The sequence below is a fragment of the Nitrospirillum guaranorum genome (assembly GCF_034653275.1).
Classification (GTDB): domain Bacteria; phylum Pseudomonadota; class Alphaproteobacteria; order Azospirillales; family Azospirillaceae; genus Nitrospirillum.
On record NZ_JAYEES010000002.1, the window covers coordinates 18360 to 34573 of the forward strand.

Consider the following 16214-nt stretch of genomic DNA (forward strand, 5'->3'; position numbering starts at 1 on the left):
GTCGCCCGCCCGTGGGCCGATGAGTAGGAGTCCCTGACCGTCCATGCCCGATGGAAGCGCCCCTTTTCCGCCCGTCCTAGGCGGCGGTGGACCCAATCACCACCCCGGCATGCGCAGCACCGGCTTCACCGTCCGCCCGGTTTCGGCGTCGTGGATGGCCTGGTTGATCTCGGCCAGGGGGTAGAAGGTGATCAGCCGGTCAAAGGGGAACTGCCCGGCAAGATGCAGGTCGATCAGCGCCGGGATGAAATGGTGCGGGTCGGCGTCCCCCTCGACGATGCCGCGCACGGCGCGGCCGCCGCTCATCAGATGGCCGCCGTCCACCGGCAGGGCCTGGCCGAAGGGCATGGCGCCCACCAGGCCACAGACGCCACGCGGCGCCAGGCAGCGCACGGCGTCGCCGACAACGGCCGGACGGGCCGTGGTGTCCAGGGCGTAATCGACGCCGATACCGCCCGTCAGCGCCATGATCTCCTCCACCACCGATGTCCGGGTGGGATTGAAGGCATGGGTGGCGCCCAACTCCCGCGCCAGATCCAGGCGCGCCTCCACCACGTCGATGGCGATGAGGGGTGCGGCCCCCATGACCCGGGCCGCCATCACCGCGCTGAGGCCCACGGCCCCGGTGCCGAAGACGGCCAGGGACCGGCGCGGTCCCACCCGCAGGGCGTTCATCACCGCCCCCGCCCCGGTCAGGACGCCGCAGCCCAGCGGTCCCAGGATCTCCAAGGGCACCGTCGCCGGCACCGTGACCACGTTGCGCTCATGGCACAGGGCGTGGGTGGCGAAGGAGGACTGGCCAAAGACGTTGCCGCCCAGCGGTTGGCCCGCCCACCTCAAGCCGCTACTGCCGTCGGCGCGCCGGCCGCTGAAGTTGCGGCCGAAGAAGTCATGGCAATAGGCTGGAAGATGGTCGTCGCAGGAGGGACAGGCGCCGCAGGAATTGAAGCTCATGACCACGCGGTCGCCCGGGGCGACGCGGGTGACGCCGGCCCCCACCCGCATGACGATTCCCGCTCCCTCATGCCCCAGCACCGCCGGCGGCGGCACCGGCAATTCCTGGTCGCGCATGGCCATGTCGGTGTGGCAGACGCCGGTGGCCACCACCCGCACCAGCACCTCACCGGGGCGGGGGTCCTCGATCTCCACGGTTTCCAGGGTCAGGGGGGCCTTGACGCCGTGGGCCACGGCGGCGGTGATCTGCATGGCTGTCGCGTCCTTGGGCGCGGGCATCAGAAGGGATAGGCCGGCGCCTGGGGCTGGGTGGTGGTCCAGCGCCAGGTGGTGAACTCATCCCAATTGGCGGGGCCGCTGATGCGGCTGCCGTTGCCGGACGCCCCCATGCCGCCGAAGGGCGCCTGGGGCTCGGCCACGACCGTCTGGTCGTTGATGTGCAGGTGGCCGCTGCGCAGGCGGGCGCCCAGGCGGCTGGCGCGGTCGACGTTGGCGCCGATGACGCCGGCCGCCAGGCCGTAGCTGCCCCGGTTGGCCAGATCCACCGCCTGGTCGTCGTCGGCGAAGGCCGTGACCACCGCCACCGGCCCGAAGATTTCCTCCTCGAACGCCGGCATGCCGGGGGTGACGCCGGCCAGGACGGTGGGGGCGTAGCAGCGGCCGTCATGCGCGCCGCCGGCCAGCAGGACGGCGCCGGCCGCCACGCTGGCCTCGACGATGGCATGCACCCGCGCCACCTGGCCGGGGTCGATCAGCGGCCCGATAACGGCCCCGTCCAGCGGATCGCCCACCGGCAGGGCCCGCGCCTTGGCCACCAGGCGGTCCACCAGGGCGTCGTGCAGGCTGTGGTGCACCAGGATGCGGCCGGTGCTCATGCAGATCTGGCCCTGGTGCAGCCAGGCGCCCCAGGCGGCGTTGCGGGCGGCCAGGTCGATGTCCGCATCCTCCAGGATGACCAGGGCGTTCTTGCCGCCCAGTTCCAGCTGCACCTTCTTCAGGTGGCGCCCCGCCAGCTCCCCCACCGCGCGGCCGGCGCCGGTGGAGCCGGTGAAGGTGATCATGGCGATGTCCGGGTCGGCGCACATCGCCTGCCCCACCTCCGCCCCGCCGGGCAGGATGTGCAGGAGCCCCGAGGGCAGGCCGGCGGCGGCGAAGGCCTGGGCGATGAGGAAGCCGCCGGAGACGGGTGTGCGGGGATCGGGCTTCAGCACCACGGCGTTGCCGGCCGCCAGGGCCGGCGCCACCGCCCGGATGGACAGCACCAGCGGGAAGTTGAAGGGGGAGATGACCCCCACCACGCCCAGGGGCACCCGCTCCGCCACGCTGGTGCGCGGCGGGGCCGAGGCCAGGATGTGGCCGCGCGGCTCCAGCGCCATGGCGGCGGCGTGGCGCAGGAAGCCCAGCGCGTGCTCATGCTCCACCTGCGCCTTGCCGCCGGCGGAACCGCCCTCGCGCATCAGCCAGCGCACCACGGCGTCGCCCATGGCCCCCATCACCCGGGCCGCGTCCTCCACCACCTGGGCGCGGGCGGCGCCCGGCAACGCGGCCCAGGCCGGTTGGGCAATCCGCGCGGCCTGGGCGGCGGCGCGGACGTCCGCCGGATCCGCCCGCCCCACCCGGGTCAGGAGCCGGCCGGTGGCCGGCTCCGTCACCTCGATCGCCCCGCCCTGGGCCACGACCCAGGCGCCGGTGAAAATCCGCCCCTCGCCCCGGGCATCCCACGGGTCGTCTAGGGCGTCAGACGCGTCGGACACCAACTGCTTGATCATTTCTTCTTTCCCCGGATCAGTACTTGTATTTCAGGGTGGCGAACCACTGGGCTGGCGGGCTGTAGGTGCCGAAGATGACGCCGGCGGCGTCGTTCTCGTTGCCGGTGGTCAGGTAGCGGTCGTTGGTGATGTTGCTGCCGCCCACGGTGGCCTGCCAGCGCTCGTCCGCCGTGGTGTAGGTGACGGAGGCGTTGACCACGTTGGTCGACTGCCGCTCCAGCAGGGCTGTGTTGGCGGTGTCGTTGTACATGGGGTTGGTGTGGGTGTAGTCGACGGTGACCCGCAGGCTGGCGCCGTTGGCCAGGCTGGCGGTGTAGGCCGGGCTGACGCTGAACTTCAGGTCCGGCGTCTTGGGCAGGCGGCTGTCCAAGGTGACGCCCACCACGCGGGGATCGACGCTGGTGTAGCGGGCGTGCAGGTATCCCAGCGTGCCGTCCAGGGTGAAACCGCCGCCCAGCAGGGCCTGCGCCTCCACCTCGCCGCCCCAGATCTCGGCGTCGCCGGCGTTGTGCAGGGTGGGTGAGACCCCTTCCTGGAAGTTCAGCTGGATGCCGGTGTAATCGGTGTGGAAGCCCGCCACGTTCAGGCGCAGGCGCCGGTCCAGCAGTTCCGACTTCACGCCCAATTCCACCGTCTCGGCCTTTTCCGGGCCGAAGCCGGGGGCGGTGCTGAGCGGGTTGGACAGGCGCGTCGTCCAGCTGCCCGACTTGAAGCCCTTGGACCACGAGGTGTAGGCCATGACGTCGTCGGTCAGGTGGTACTCCGCCCCCAGCCGGGGCGTGAAGATGTAGAAGTCCTTCGTGTTGACGCCGGCGGGGTAGTAGCGCAGCGGTTCCCCGGCCACGGGGAAGCCCAGGGCCGCCCGGCAGGCCTCCGACACCGGATAGCAGCCGGAAATCTTGTAGTTCAGGCCGTTCAGGTCGGACTGGAAGCCCTCGAACGTCTTGTGTTCCCAGGTGTAGCGGCCCCCCAGCGTCAGGCCGATGCGGTCGGTCAGCTGATAGTTCAGATGGGTGTAGGCGGCCAGCGAGGTGGTATCCAGCTTGTTGGGCCCATCCAACTGCAGCAGCCCTTCGTCGAAGGTGACGTAGTCGTGCAGGTTGCCGCCCTCGTTGAAGAAATAGAGGCCGTTGACGAAGTGCAGGCGGCCGTCCAGGGCCTTGCCCGTCAGCTGGAACTCCTGCGAGGTCTGGTGCTGGTCCATGCTGAACGACAGCTCGGCGATGGTCAGCGGGCTGCCGTCGGCGTCCAGGCCCGTGCGCCACAGCAGGCGGCGATAGGCCGTGATGGACTTCAGGTTCAAATCCTCCCCCAGCTCCCAGTCCAAGGTGTTGGCGATGCCATAGGACTGCAGGCGGGAGAAGCTGAGGCCGTTGCCGTAGGTCTTGTCGATATCGCCGGTCAGGAACTGGTTGCCGAAGGTCAGGCGCGGCCCCGTGGTCAGGGCGGTACCCACCACCGCCCGGGGAAGGGTGCACAGGTTGGTGAAATTGGGGTTGCCGCCCACGCCGCTGATCGCGTTCAGGGTCGCCGCTGGCAGCGTGACGCAGGCGTTGTAGAGGGCCGACAGGCCGCCGCCCGTCACCGTGCCCAACAGGCTGTTGGCCGTGGCCGACTGGTCCTCCTGCGTGTAGTCGGCGACCAGCGTGTCGGTGACGGGGCCGGACCCCTTCCAATAGAGCTTGGCCCGCACCGTCTGGCTGTTCTGCCCGCCCTGGGTGTCGGAGGTGCCGCTGCCGGAACGGGTGAAGGCGGCCGCGTCGGTCACCGTGCCCGCCGCTCCGGGATAAGGCACCACCTGCTGGTAGCCGTCCCGCTTCTTGGAGGAGACGGTGATGGTGCTGAACAGGGTGTCGGTCAGGGGGATGTCGGCGGAGGCGCCGACGTCGATGCGGTTGAAGCTGCCGCCGGTGATGGCCGCCGTGGCGTGATACTGCTCCGACGGCTGGCGGGTGACGATGCTGATGGCGCCGCCGATGGTGTTGCGGCCGAACAGCGTGCCCTGTGGGCCCTTCAGCACCTCGATATGGTCGACGTCCATCAGGTCGCCGTTGGCGCCCACGGTGCGCGCCAGATAGACGCCGTCGACATAGACGCCCACGCCAGGGTCCAGGTTGAAGGCGAAATCGTCCTGGCCGATGCCACGGATGGAGGCTGAAAGGACGGAGGTGGAGCCGGAGAAGGGCGAGCCCGCGTCCAGGGTGACGTTGGGGGCCAGGCCGCCGATGCGCTGGACATCATCGATGCCCTTGCCTTCCAAGGCGGCGGCGGAAAAGCTGGAGACGGCGATGGGCACGTCCTGCACGTTCTCCGCCCGCTTCTGCGCGGTGATGATCACGTCCTGCAGCTGGTCGATCACGGGGGGCGTCTCCGCCGCCAGGGCCGCCGGCGCCATCACCAGGGCCGAGACGCCGGCCAGCAGGGCCCAGCGCCGCAAGCCCAGCCCACGCATCGCTATCCTCATCCTCATCTCCTCCCGTTCCCGTCCGGGCCTTGGAAACCGGCCCGGTTGTCGATGACGGCAGGAGAACACGGGGTGCCGCGCCGGATTCTTGGAACGGAGCGAAGGGGTTTTGACGCGGGGCGAAGGGAAAGGGCGGCGGTTCACCGCGGGCCGCGATAGTGGCCCCAGGCGACCCGCAACGCCGCGCGCGGATCCCCCTCTTCCCGGTCCTCGGTGTCGATGACGCGCGTCAGGCGGGCGGCCGCGTCGTACGTCGGCCAGCCGGGCGACACCCCGTCGGCGAAATCCAGGAAGGCGCCCTGGAAGCGCCGGCTGACCCGCTTGGAGGTGCGGCGGCGGAACAGGTCCAGGCGGCCCAGGTCCCCCTCCCCCGTCGTGCCGAACAACAGGGGCAGGTCCAGCGCGTGGGTGGCGCCACCGAACATCAGGCGGGCCAAGGGGGTGGCGTAGTCGATGCGGTACATCCAGGTGTCGGCGACGGCCGCATGCCCCTGCGCGATCAGGACGGACGGTGCCCAGAAGATGAAATCGCCGCCCATGTCGATCGCCGACCGGCGGGAGGGGTAGCCGCGATAGGCCGGGGCCACGCGGGCCCGTACCTCTGGATCCGTGGCCTGGAACATGGCGTCCAGCCGGTTGACGCGGCTGGGCAGCAGGGGCAGCCCCTTGTCCAGGATCGCCCCCTCGCGCGCCATGGTGCCGATGACCAGCGGTATGGGATGGGCCTTCCCCTGGCGGAAGGCGTCCACCGGATGCCAGGGCAGGAAATTCCCGTCGATGACCGGTGACGTCGCCAGGACGCCGGGGTAGGCGTCCGGCCCCTGGTCAAAGAACAGGCGGAAGGACGCGTCCACCAGGCGATCGGCCGGCAGGTCGTGCAGGGCCCGCCCCACGGCCGCCTCGTCCGCATGATCGATCTCCAGCGCGGCCAACAGGTCGCGCGCCAGTCCCGCATGGCGTTCCGGGCCGTAGGCGCACTGCGCGGCGGGGCTCATCACGAAGGCGCGGTGGAACAGGCCGGCGGCGGCTGGCGCGCACATGAGACACAGCACCGACATGGCGCCGGCCGAATGACCGGCCAGGGTCACGTTGCCCGGATCCCCGCCGAAGGCGGCGATGTTCCGTTTCACCCACGCCAGGGCGGCCACCTGGTCACGCAGGCCCACATTGCTGTCCAGGGGGCGGCCGGGCGTGGACCAGGCGCTGAAGTCGCTGAAGCCGAAGACGCCGATCCGGTAGTTCAGGCTGACGAAGATGACGTCCCCGTCCTTGACGATGCGGTCGCCGCGATAGAGAGGGCCGCGCGAGCCGCCCAGGGCGAAGGCGCCGCCGTAAAGCCAGACCACCACGGGGCGTGGCGCCCTGGCGGGCGCCAGGGGTGCCGTGATGTTGAGGGTCAGGCAATCCTCCGACATCGGCGTCGTGTCGCCGGCGCCGCCCATATGCTCGAACCCGCGCCGCTGCATGGGGATGGGGCCGAACTCATGCGCGGCGCGGACACCCCACCACGGTACGACGGGGCGCGGCGCGCGCAAGCGCAATGCCCCCACCGGCGGCGCGGCGTACGGGATCCCGCGCCAGGCCCGCACCCCGTCCTCGACCATGCCAAAGACCTCGCCCCCTTCCGTCCGCACATGAAGGGTATCCGTCTGGTCCATCGCCAACATCCCGAGTCCCCTTGGCCATCGCGCCGCATGCGGGTCCCGAGCGGGCCGCCGGACGCAGCTAACCATGCGCGCGGGCGGGAGTTCTTGGCAGGGAGCGAAAGGAACTTGGCGTGGGGCGAAAAGACGCCCCCGGCCGCCCCCATGGCGACATTTTCGCCATCACAATTGTTGTGCAATATAACAATCATGGCTATGGTGAGGGCAAGCGGCGTTCCGGTGGGCAGACGACGGCCCATTCCGCGGACGCCCGAAACAGGGAGGAAAGAGAGCCATGGGCCTCATGGAGCGCTTTTCCGTGGACACCATCGCGCCGGAACAGCGGCGGGAGAGCTGGAACGACATCGTCGCCCAGGCCTTCCCCAACGTGGCCGTCGACCCCCGGGACCAGGATTTCACGGCCCATCTCGTCCGCCAGCCCTTGGGCCGGTTGGACTTCGCCTATGTCAATTCCAGCCCGGCCAAGGTGTGCCGCCTGCCGCAGGGTCGCCCGCAGGCGGCGGAGGAGCCCTATTTCAAGATCCACGCTCAACACCGGGGCCGCAGCCTGAACCGCCAAGGGGCGCGCGAGGCCTGGCTGAACGATGGGGACTGGACGCTGTGCGACAGCCGCAGCCCCTACTCCATCGCCTTCGCCGACACCAACCAGATGCTGGTGGTGAAGCTGCCGCAATCGCTGCTGACCCGGCGGGTGGCGGATCCGGAACGCCTGGTCGGGGTGCGCATGGCGGCCGACCGGCCGGAATCCCGCATGTTGCTATCGCTGCTGCGCTCCCTGGCGCCACAGGCCGATCTGCCGACGGAAGCCGGCTGGACCGGCGCCGTGGCGGACATCCTGCTGGACGTGCTGGCCCTGGCCTGCCGGGCCGACACCGCGTGTGAACCGCCGCCGGACGGGGCCGGCGTCCCCGCCCACGGCGCGCTGGTCCACTGGACCCGCCAGGTGCGGGGGCATGTGGACGCCCATTTGCGCGACCCCTGCCTGAACAGCGCCCGCATCGCGACGGCGCTGGGCATCTCCTCCCGCTATGTGCAGATGGCCTTCGCCAGCCTGGGCACCACCGCGACCGCCTACATCCTGGCGCGGCGCCTGGAATTGGCGGCCGCCACGCTGCGACGGACCCGGGACGCCGCCGGCACCATCAGCGACATCGCCTACGACGTCGGCTTCAACGATCTGTCCCATTTCAGCCGCAGCTTCCGCGCCCATTTCGGCGTCAGCCCCCGCGCCTACCGCGCGGGCCGGCCGGCCGCCTGAACCCCGCCAGACACCCGTATCGAATTAACCCATGAGGGGTCGCGAGGACCCCGTGACAGGAACAGGACCATGACTGCCGATACCGTTGCTTACCATGTCGCCGATGGCATCGCCTGGGTGCGCTTCAACCGGCCTGAAAAGCGCAACTGCATGAACCCCACCCTTAACCGCCGCATGATGGAGGTGCTGGAGGAGCTGGAGTTCCGCGACGATGTCGGCGTGCTGGTCCTGTCGGGTGAGGGCAGCGCCTGGTCGGCCGGCATGGACCTGAAGGAATATTTCCGCGAGACGGAGGCCAAGGGCCTGGGCGCCGTGCGCCAGTCGCAGCGGGAAAGCTATGGCTGGTGGCGCGCCCTGCGCTGGTACCAGAAGCCGACCATCGCCATGGTCAACGGCTGGTGCTTCGGCGGCGGTTACGGCCCGCTGTACGCCTGCGACCTGGCCATCGCCGCCGAGGAGGCCAAGTTCGCCCTGTCGGAGATCAACTGGGGCATCCTGCCCGGCGGCGGCGCGACCAAGGTGGTGGTCGATCTGATCCCCTTGCGTGATGCCATGTACCATGCCCTGACCGGCGAATTGATCGACGGCAAGAAGGCCGCCGAATGGCGGCTGGTGAATGAGGCGGTGCCGCTGGAGCAGTTGCAGGACCGGGTGACGCAGGTGGCCAGGATGCTGCTGGAAAAGAACCCTGCGGCGCTGAAGGCCACGAAGGACGCGGTGCGACGGGTCAAGGAAATGACCTACGATAATGCCGAGGACTATCTGGTCCGCGCGCAGGAAGCGGCCAATTTCCATGACAACACCGGCCGCAAGGAAGGCATACGCCAGTTCATCGACGAGAAAAGCTACAAGCCCGGCCTGGGCGCCTACCGGCGGGGATGAGGGCCCCGCCGCCCCCTCCCACCCCTTCCCCTCGGCAACCGCGAAGCCCGCCGCCATGACCGTGCCCCCCTCCTTCCTGCCCGCACCGGACCCGGTCGCCTTCCAGGCGGCGGCGCAGCCGGACACGCTGGCCCTGGCCGACCTTACCAGCGGCCGGCGGTACACCTATGCCGCGCTGGACCAGGCGGTGAACCGCTGCGCTGCCTGGCTGGCGGCGACGTTGGGCGCCCCCGCTAGCCAGCGCGTCGCCGTCCTGGGCCGTAACGACGCGGCCATGATCGTGCTGCACCTGGCCGGCGCGCGGCTGGGGTCCATCTTCGCGCCGCTGAACTGGCGCCTCACCGTGCCGGAACTGGCCTTCCAGGTGCGGGACGCCGAACCCGCCCTGCTGCTGGCCGATGCCGAATTCCTGGAAACCGCCCGCCGGGCGGCGGAGGGCACCGCGACACGCGTCTTGACCCTGGCGGCGGCGGAAGCGGACTGGGACCGGGCCGCCCCCTTGCGCCCAGGCGGCCCGCCCCACGCCGACACGCCCAGCACCCTGCTTTACACCTCCGGCACCTCCGGCCGGCCCAAGGGCGCCTTGCTGACGGAAAGCAACCTGTTCTTCACCACCGTCAACTTCGGCCTGATGAACAAGATCGGCGGCGGATCCGTCGTGCTGTGCGACATGCCGCTGTTCCATGTGGTGGGGTTGGTGTCGCTGGCGCGCACGCCGCTGACCCACGGCGGCACGCTGCTGGTGTCCCGGGGGTTCGAGCCGTCGACGACCTTGTCGCGCCTGGCCGACCCGGCGCTGGGCATTACCCACTACATGTGTGTGCCGCAGATGGCCCAGACGCTGCGCCAGCACCCCGACTACGACGCGGCGCGGCTGCGGCGGCTGGTGGCCCTGTGCACCGGCGGCGCGCCCATGCCGGCCGCCCTGATCCAGCGCTTCTGCGACGACGGCATCACCATCGCCGACGGCTACGGCATGAGCGAGGCGGGGACCGTGCTGGGCATGCCCCTCGGCGACCGGGCCCGCATCGCCGCCAAGGCGGGGTCGGCCGGCATCCCCGGCCCCACGGTGCGCCTGCGCCTGGTGGATGACGACGGACAAGACGTGCCCGACGGCCAGGTGGGGGAGGTCTGGATTAGCGGTCCCAACCTGTCGGCCGGATATTGGCGCCGGCCGGAACTGCCCACGCTGGCCCAGTTGGGCGGGTGGCTGCGCACCGGCGATGCCGCCCGGCGGGACGCCGACGGCTACTACTACCTGGTGGACCGCAAGAAGGACATGTTCATCTCCGGCGGCGAAAACGTCTATCCGGCGGAGGTGGAGGCGGCGGTCATGGAGCTGGACTGCGTGGCCGAGGTCGCGGTCATCGGCGTGCCGGACGAGCGGTGGGGCGAAACCGGCTGGGCCTATGTCGTGGTCCGGGCCGGGCAGACCGTGACCCCGGAACAGGTGCTGGCCCACCTGGACGGCCGCATCGCCCGCTACAAGCGCCCCCAGCGGGTGCTGATCGTCGGCAGCCTGCCCCGCACCGGATCGGGCAAGGTGCAGAAGCATGTGCTGCGGCAGCAGGCGGCGGAGGAGTGACGCCCAGGGAAAAGGCTGGCGGCCCTGCGATGGACCGCCAGCCCTGACCTCGCCTCAGAACTTCGTGTCCAGCCGGATGTAGACCTGCCGGCCCAGCGCATCCTCCAGGCTGGGCAGATAGCCGGTGAACTTGGCCCAAGGCGGGTCGCGGTCCAGCAGGTTGACCGCACCCACGCTGACCCGGACGGCATCCGTCGCCTGGAAGGCGTACTGCGCGTCCCACACCACCCAAGCCCCCACGGTGGCCGAACTGGCCGCCCCCAGGTTCACGCCGTAATCGTCGACCACGCCGGAGGTGTAGCGCATGGTCAGGGTGGCGGTGTGGGGCCCGTGTTCCCAGGTCAGGTAGGTGTTGTCGCGCCAGCGCGGCGTGACGGGGGCGAAGCTGTTGGCGTTGCGGTGGCCCACCACCTCGTAGGTGGGATCGCCGGGGTTGTTCTGGATCTCATAGCTGCGGATGTAGGCCAGCGTGCTGCGCAGGGTCAGCGCGTGATCGTCCAGGTCCCAGGTATAGGCGGCGGACACGTCGATGCCGTCGGTCTTGACCGCGCCGGCATTGAAGTAGCCGACATTGACCCCCACCAGCGTGCCGCTGGCGTCGCGGATGACCGCCGGCCCCGTCGGGTTGGCGTTGATCACCGCCTGCGCGTTCTGCAGCGCGATCTTCTTCTGGAAGTCATAGTTCCAGTAATCGACCGAGACCTCGGCGTGGCGGATCGGGTTCCAGGTGATGCCCAGGTCGTAGTTGGTGGAGGTTTCCGGCTGCAGTTTGTTGTTGGGCACCGTGTTGACGTTGCGGAACGTGCCCTTGTCCCCGGCCACCAGCGGGTCATACAGGTTGGACGTGCCGCTGGTGGCGGCACTGCCCACCGACTGGGCCAGGGCCGGTGCGCGGAAGGCGGTGCTGGCCGCCGCCCGCAGGGTCAGCTCCGGCGTCGCGTGCCAGTTGACGCCGATCTTGGGGTCCACGCTGTCGAAGGGGCCGTAATCCTCATATCGGATGGCGCCGTCGACATAGAGATCCTTCAGGATGGGCAAGCCCAGCTCGGCGAAGCCGCTGCCGATCTGGCGGGTGCCCGATCCCGACACGCCCGGCGGCAGGTAGGCGGTGCGGCCGCTGGTGCGGAAGGCGTCATAGAGGATGGACCGGTATTCGTTGCGGAACTGGCCACCCACGGCCAGCGCGCTGGTGCCGCCGGGCAGGTCGAACAGCTTCCCCGTCACCACGCCTTCCGCGATCATGTATTCCGACACGGTGCGCGAGGTGGTGTAGGTGAAGAACTGGTCGATGACCGCCTGGCTGTTGACCTTCTGGTCCTTGCCGAAGGGGCTGAAATAGGAGCAGCCGTTGGTGCCGGGGGCGAAACTGGCGGTGCCGTTGAAGGACACCGGGCAGCCGGCGCCGCCATAGCCGTTGACGGCGTATTGCAGCGACACCAGGTCGGTTTCCTTGACGTCGTAGACCTGCTGCTCCCGCGAATAGACGCCGTCCAGCGAGTATTCCCAGTCCCCCCACAGCTTGCCCTTGGCGCCCAGCACCAGGTGGGTGCCGGTCAAATCCGTCTTGTCGTCGTCATGGGGACCGTTCACGCCCATGACACGGCCCAGGAAGGTGACCGGCACGCCGAACGGATTGCCGGGGTTGCTGGCGGGCACGATGATGCTGCCGCGGGTGATGGGCGTGCTGGCGACGCCGTAGCGGTCGGAATCCTGGAAGTAATAACGGCCTTCGAAGAAGATCTGCTGGGTGTCCGTCAGGTCGTAGGTGCCGCGTACGTGCGACAGCACCTGCTTGTAGGCCGGCTGGATGGGGTTCATGGCCTGGTAGCTGAACTGGCAGGCGCCCAGGGGGAAGCTGTTGCCCACGAACACGCCGCCGGTGCCGGGGACGTCGCAGCTGGGGTCCGCCACCTGCACGTTCTTGGTGGCCGTCGCCGTCGGGTTGGCCCCGGCGGCGACGCGGGCGGCCACGGTGTTGTTGTACAGCTGGGTGTAATCGATGGCGCCGTTGACGCCGTTGTTGATGACGACGTCGCCGCCGTTGGCCGTGTGCGGGGCCGAGGACAGGATGAAGTTGCCCGGCTGCGACGTGCCCGAGGGGCTGTAGAAGTTCGTCACCCGGCGTTGGGAATTCTGCAGGTTCTCCTGGTGTTCGTAGCTGAACGACCCCACCACGTGGAAGCGGTCGCCGCCGCCGCCGAACATGCCCTCCACCAAATACTTCGGCGCGCCGTCGATGAAGGTGTACTGCCCGCCCGCGGCCACGCCGTTGAACTTGTCATCGGTGATGAAGTTCATGACGCCGGCGATGGCGTCGGAGCCATACAGGGCCGACGCGCCGTCCAGCACCGTTTCCACCCGCTGGATTTCGATCAGCGGAACCAGGGTGTTCAGGTTGACGTAGGGGTTCAGGTTGCTGTCGGTGTCCGTGGCCGCCGTGCGGTGGCCGTTCAGCAGCACCAGGGTGGACGACGGCCCCAGGCCGCGCAGGTTGGCGGAACGGGAGCCGTGGTTTTCCGGCCCGCCCTTGGACAGATCCTGCGCGCCGCCCATGCTGCCGATGTTGGCCGGGGTCAGGTTGGTCAGCTGGCTGAGGTTGCTGACGCCCGAGCGGCTGATGGCGTCGCGGTCCAAGGTCTGGGTGGGGTCGGGAATATCGGCCTGGCTTTTCACCTTGAGGTAGGTGCCGGTGACGACGATCTCCGCGATGCCATCATCGGCCGGATCCGCGTCCTTCTGCTGGGCCATGGCGGGATGAGCCCCAGCACACAAAGAAAAAAGCGCCACGACCGAAGCGGTCGCCCGCAAACGAGCTGCAAATCCAGGCGCGGATACACTTCCAATTTTCATTATTTTCCCTCCCCGATTGGCGTTTTATGCCGACCCACGACGGCATCGCCTTCTCTATTCATGGGGAGTATTGTAGGGGCCGTTAGATTTGTAAAATTTGTTTTTTACATGCATTAATAAACTGCACTTATCAATGCAACCATCACAAAACTGCCCGCCAGGCATGGCAGCGTCGGGCATTGCAGTGATTGTGATGAATGAGGGTGCTGTGATAGGGAATTTATATGGATGTCAATCTTCGGCAGATCCGCGCCTTCCTGGCGGTGGTCGGGCTCGGCGGCTTCACCCGGGCCGCGGCCGCGCTGAACATTTCCCAACCCGCCCTGACCATCCGCATCCGCCAGCTGGAGGACCAGATCGGTCTGCGCCTGTTCGACCGCAACACCCGGTCGGTGCAGCTGACCCGTGTGGGCCAGGAACTGCTGCCCGTGTTCCAGCGGCTGATGAAGGATTTCGACAGCGCCATGGCCGACATCCGGGAATTCTCGGAAGAGCCGCGCGGCACCATCCGGGTGGCCGTCCTGCCCAGCTTCGCCGCCGGGCCCCTGCCCGCCTTGATCGCCGACTTCCGTGCCCGCAATCCCCGCGTCTCCTTCGTGCTGAAGGACGCGGTGGGCAAGCGCGTGCTGGCCATGGTGCGCAATGAGGAGGTGGATTTCGGCATCGGGGTCGGCGGCGTGGATGAGCCCGACCTGGACACCATCGACGTCTTCGAGGACCGGCTGGTGCTGGTCTATCCCCGGGGGCATGCGGCCGGTGAGCTGCCCCTGGCCTCCGTGCCCGTCATTTCCCAATTCCCGCTGGTGCTGATGGACAAGGACACGAGCGTCCGCCGCCTGGTGGATGAGGCCTTCGCCGGCGCCGGCTCCATCGCCACCCCGGCGTGCGAGGCGACGTACATGTCCACGGCGGTCAGCATGGTGCGCGCCGGCCTGGGGCTGGCCATCCTGCCGGCCTCCGCCATCGAGATCCGGGGATTCGCCGACATCGCCACGCGGCCGATCGACGACGCCGGCTTCGTCCGCCGCATCGTCATCATCAAGCGCCGGGGCAGCTCGCTGCTGCCCGCCGTGGAGGAGTTCACCAAGGTGCTGCTGGCGGCGGCCAACTCCTGCGCCGCGACGCCGGGCCCGTGCCTAGATGTCGAGGTCCAGGATGGCGGAGCTGAGGCACTTGCCGTGGGCGTCCAGGGCCAGTGACCGCGTGACACCGCCGCCCAGCGTGCGCGTCAGGACGAAGTTCAGCGCCCCCAGCCCCGGCAGGGCATAGCGCACCACCTCCCCCTGGATCAGCGCGCCCAAGTGATGGCGCACCCGCTCCACCGTCACCGCCGCCTCCAGCCGCGCGTAGTCCTCCGCCCGGTAGGCGATGACGGAGATGTTGGAGGTGTTGCCCTTGTCCCCGGTGCGGGAATGGGCCAGGTCGCGCAGCTTCATGGCTGAACCTCCATCATGTGGACTTGCGGGTTGACCAGTTCGCGCGGGATCAGGGTCGACTGCACGGCGATGACCTCCTTGGCCATCTTGGTGGCGCCGCCGCCGCCGGCCGGGCCGTTGGTGTAAAGGCCCTCCACCTCGTTCCCGATGCGCTCGGCGTCCTTCAGGGTGTGGGTGCGGCCGGCGACGCGCAGGCGGACCTCGTAGGGTTCGGGGGCCGCCGCGGACAGTTCGGGGCCGTGGATGGCGTCCACGCCAATCAGGTCCAGCCGCAGCTCGCGCAGGGGCAGGCCGATGATGCGCAAGCGTTCCGCCACGATGTCGCAGGCCAGACGCGCGCGGGCCAGGGCTCCGGGCCCGGCGTAGGAGATCTGGCCCTCGCCGATGTACCCATCGCCGTAGCCCAGCGAGACCTTGAGGCTGGCGGGCCGCGCGGCCCCGCCGCCGCCATCCACCCGCACCTGGTCCGGCCCCGCCTCGGTGATGGACACGCCGCTGAAATCGGCCGCCACGTCCGGCGTCAGATAGCGCGCGGGATCGTGCACCTCATACAGCAACTGCTCCCGGCAGGTGGCGCCGGTGATCAGGCCGCCGCTGCCCGCCACCTTGGTGATGGTGGCGGCGCCGTCGGCCGCCACCTCGGCGATGGGGAAGCCCAGGCGCGCCAAGTTGGGCACATCTTTGTAGCCGGGATCGGCGAAATAGCCGCCGCTGACCTGGCCGGCGCATTCCATGAGGTGGCCGACCAGCGTGCCCTTGCCCATCAGTCTCCAGTCATCCGCTGCCCAGCCGAATTCATGCACCAGCGGCGCCAGGAACAGCGACGGGTCGGCCACCCGGCCGGTGATGACGATGTCGGCCCCGGCCTTCAGCGCCCGCACGATGGGCTCCGCCCCCAGATAGGCGTTGGCGGATACCAGGCTATCCGCCAGGCTGGACACCGGCGCGCCCGTCTCCTCGATCGTCAGGTCCTGGCGGGCGCGGATGATCTCCGTCACGTCGTCGCCGGTGACGATGGCGACGCGCAACGGCCCCAGGCCCAGTGACCGCGCGACGGCCGAGACGGCGGCGCCGGCGGCATGGGGGTTGGCCGCGCCCATGTTGGTGATGATGGTGATGCCGTTGCGCCGGCAGGCGGGCAGGACGGCCATCATGCGATCGGTCAGCAGCGGATCGAAGCCGGCGGACGGATCCCGCCGCTTGGCCAACTGGGCCAGGGCGATGGTCCGTTCCGCCAGGCATTCGAAGACCAGATAGCGGATGTCCCCCGCCTCGGCCAGTTCCACCGCCGGCTCGATACGATCGCCGGAATAGCCGGCGCCGGTGCCTAGTCTGACGCGTTTCAACGCGGA

At 69.3% G+C, this 16214-nt stretch carries 11 protein-coding genes; 4 read left to right on the forward strand and 7 right to left on the reverse strand.

The window, feature by feature from the left end:
• Positions 1–96: 96 nt before the first annotated feature.
• The 4 genes from UAJ10_RS06205 to UAJ10_RS06220 form a co-directional block, all read right to left on the reverse strand.
• The gene (locus UAJ10_RS06205) at positions 97–1206 is read right to left on the reverse strand and encodes an NAD(P)-dependent alcohol dehydrogenase (RefSeq protein WP_322914511.1); all 1110 of its coding nucleotides are present in this window, start codon (positions 1204–1206) and stop codon (positions 97–99) included.
• A gap of 26 nt (positions 1207–1232) precedes the next feature.
• Positions 1233–2723: a benzaldehyde dehydrogenase gene (locus UAJ10_RS06210; protein WP_322914512.1), complete on the reverse strand. Its 1491-nt coding sequence runs from the start codon at positions 2721–2723 to the stop codon at positions 1233–1235.
• A gap of 16 nt (positions 2724–2739) precedes the next feature.
• Positions 2740–5187: a TonB-dependent receptor gene (locus UAJ10_RS06215; protein WP_322914513.1), complete on the reverse strand. Its 2448-nt coding sequence runs from the start codon at positions 5185–5187 to the stop codon at positions 2740–2742.
• Between the two features lie 140 nt (positions 5188–5327).
• A complete protein-coding gene (locus tag UAJ10_RS06220; protein ID WP_322914514.1) occupies positions 5328–6845 on the reverse strand; it encodes a carboxylesterase/lipase family protein in 1518 nt (505 codons plus the stop codon).
• 280 nt (positions 6846–7125) lie between these two features.
• Between UAJ10_RS06220 and UAJ10_RS06225 the strand changes: the two genes are divergently transcribed.
• From UAJ10_RS06225 to UAJ10_RS06235, 3 genes are all read left to right on the forward strand, one after another.
• Positions 7126–8109, forward strand: a complete 984-nt coding sequence (locus tag UAJ10_RS06225) for an AraC-like ligand-binding domain-containing protein (protein ID WP_322914515.1) — start codon at positions 7126–7128, stop codon at positions 8107–8109.
• Between the two features lie 69 nt (positions 8110–8178).
• Complete coding sequence (locus tag UAJ10_RS06230) at positions 8179–8991, forward strand: p-hydroxycinnamoyl CoA hydratase/lyase (RefSeq protein WP_322914516.1); 813 nt, start codon at positions 8179–8181, stop codon at positions 8989–8991.
• 55 nt (positions 8992–9046) lie between these two features.
• The gene (locus UAJ10_RS06235; protein ID WP_322914517.1) at positions 9047–10576 is read left to right on the forward strand and encodes an AMP-binding protein; all 1530 of its coding nucleotides are present in this window, start codon (positions 9047–9049) and stop codon (positions 10574–10576) included.
• Between the two features lie 54 nt (positions 10577–10630).
• Here UAJ10_RS06235 and UAJ10_RS06240 read toward each other — a convergent pair whose 3' ends face one another.
• Positions 10631–13324, reverse strand: a complete 2694-nt coding sequence (locus tag UAJ10_RS06240; RefSeq protein ID WP_322914518.1) for a TonB-dependent receptor plug domain-containing protein — start codon at positions 13322–13324, stop codon at positions 10631–10633.
• A gap of 326 nt (positions 13325–13650) precedes the next feature.
• On the opposite strand from UAJ10_RS06240, the gene UAJ10_RS06245 reads away from it, so the two are divergent.
• Positions 13651–14625 (forward strand): LysR family transcriptional regulator, encoded by a 975-nt coding sequence (locus UAJ10_RS06245; protein WP_322914519.1) that lies wholly within the window; start codon positions 13651–13653, stop codon positions 14623–14625.
• Here UAJ10_RS06245 and UAJ10_RS06250 read toward each other — a convergent pair.
• A complete protein-coding gene (locus tag UAJ10_RS06250) occupies positions 14563–14862 on the reverse strand; it encodes an AtuA-related protein (RefSeq protein WP_322914520.1) in 300 nt (99 codons plus the stop codon). The two genes, UAJ10_RS06245 and UAJ10_RS06250, sit on opposite strands and share 63 nt — an antisense overlap.
• Entirely contained in the window at positions 14859–16208 is a 1350-nt protein-coding gene (locus tag UAJ10_RS06255; protein WP_322914521.1) for an acyclic terpene utilization AtuA family protein, read from the reverse strand. Before UAJ10_RS06255 ends, UAJ10_RS06250 begins: the two co-directional genes overlap by 4 nt.
• Positions 16209–16214: the final 6 nt, after the last annotated feature.

Excerpts from the sequence above, each read along its gene's own strand:
- UAJ10_RS06205 (WP_322914511.1), bottom strand. The coding sequence starts at position 1,206 with ATGCAGATCACCGCCGCCGTGGCCCACGGCGTCAAGGCCCCCCTGACC.
- UAJ10_RS06210 (WP_322914512.1), bottom strand. The coding sequence starts at position 2,723 with ATGATCAAGCAGTTGGTGTCCGACGCGTCTGACGCCCTAGACGACCCG.
- UAJ10_RS06215 (WP_322914513.1), bottom strand. The coding sequence starts at position 5,187 with ATGAGGATAGCGATGCGTGGGCTGGGCTTGCGGCGCTGGGCCCTGCTG.
- UAJ10_RS06220 (WP_322914514.1), bottom strand. The coding sequence starts at position 6,845 with ATGGACCAGACGGATACCCTTCATGTGCGGACGGAAGGGGGCGAGGTC.
- UAJ10_RS06225 (WP_322914515.1), top strand. The coding sequence starts at position 7,126 with ATGGGCCTCATGGAGCGCTTTTCCGTGGACACCATCGCGCCGGAACAG.
- UAJ10_RS06230 (WP_322914516.1), top strand. The coding sequence starts at position 8,179 with ATGACTGCCGATACCGTTGCTTACCATGTCGCCGATGGCATCGCCTGG.
- UAJ10_RS06235 (WP_322914517.1), top strand. The coding sequence starts at position 9,047 with ATGACCGTGCCCCCCTCCTTCCTGCCCGCACCGGACCCGGTCGCCTTC.
- UAJ10_RS06240 (WP_322914518.1), bottom strand. The coding sequence starts at position 13,324 with ATGGCCCAGCAGAAGGACGCGGATCCGGCCGATGATGGCATCGCGGAG.
- UAJ10_RS06245 (WP_322914519.1), top strand. The coding sequence starts at position 13,651 with ATGGATGTCAATCTTCGGCAGATCCGCGCCTTCCTGGCGGTGGTCGGG.
- UAJ10_RS06250 (WP_322914520.1), bottom strand. The coding sequence starts at position 14,862 with ATGAAGCTGCGCGACCTGGCCCATTCCCGCACCGGGGACAAGGGCAAC.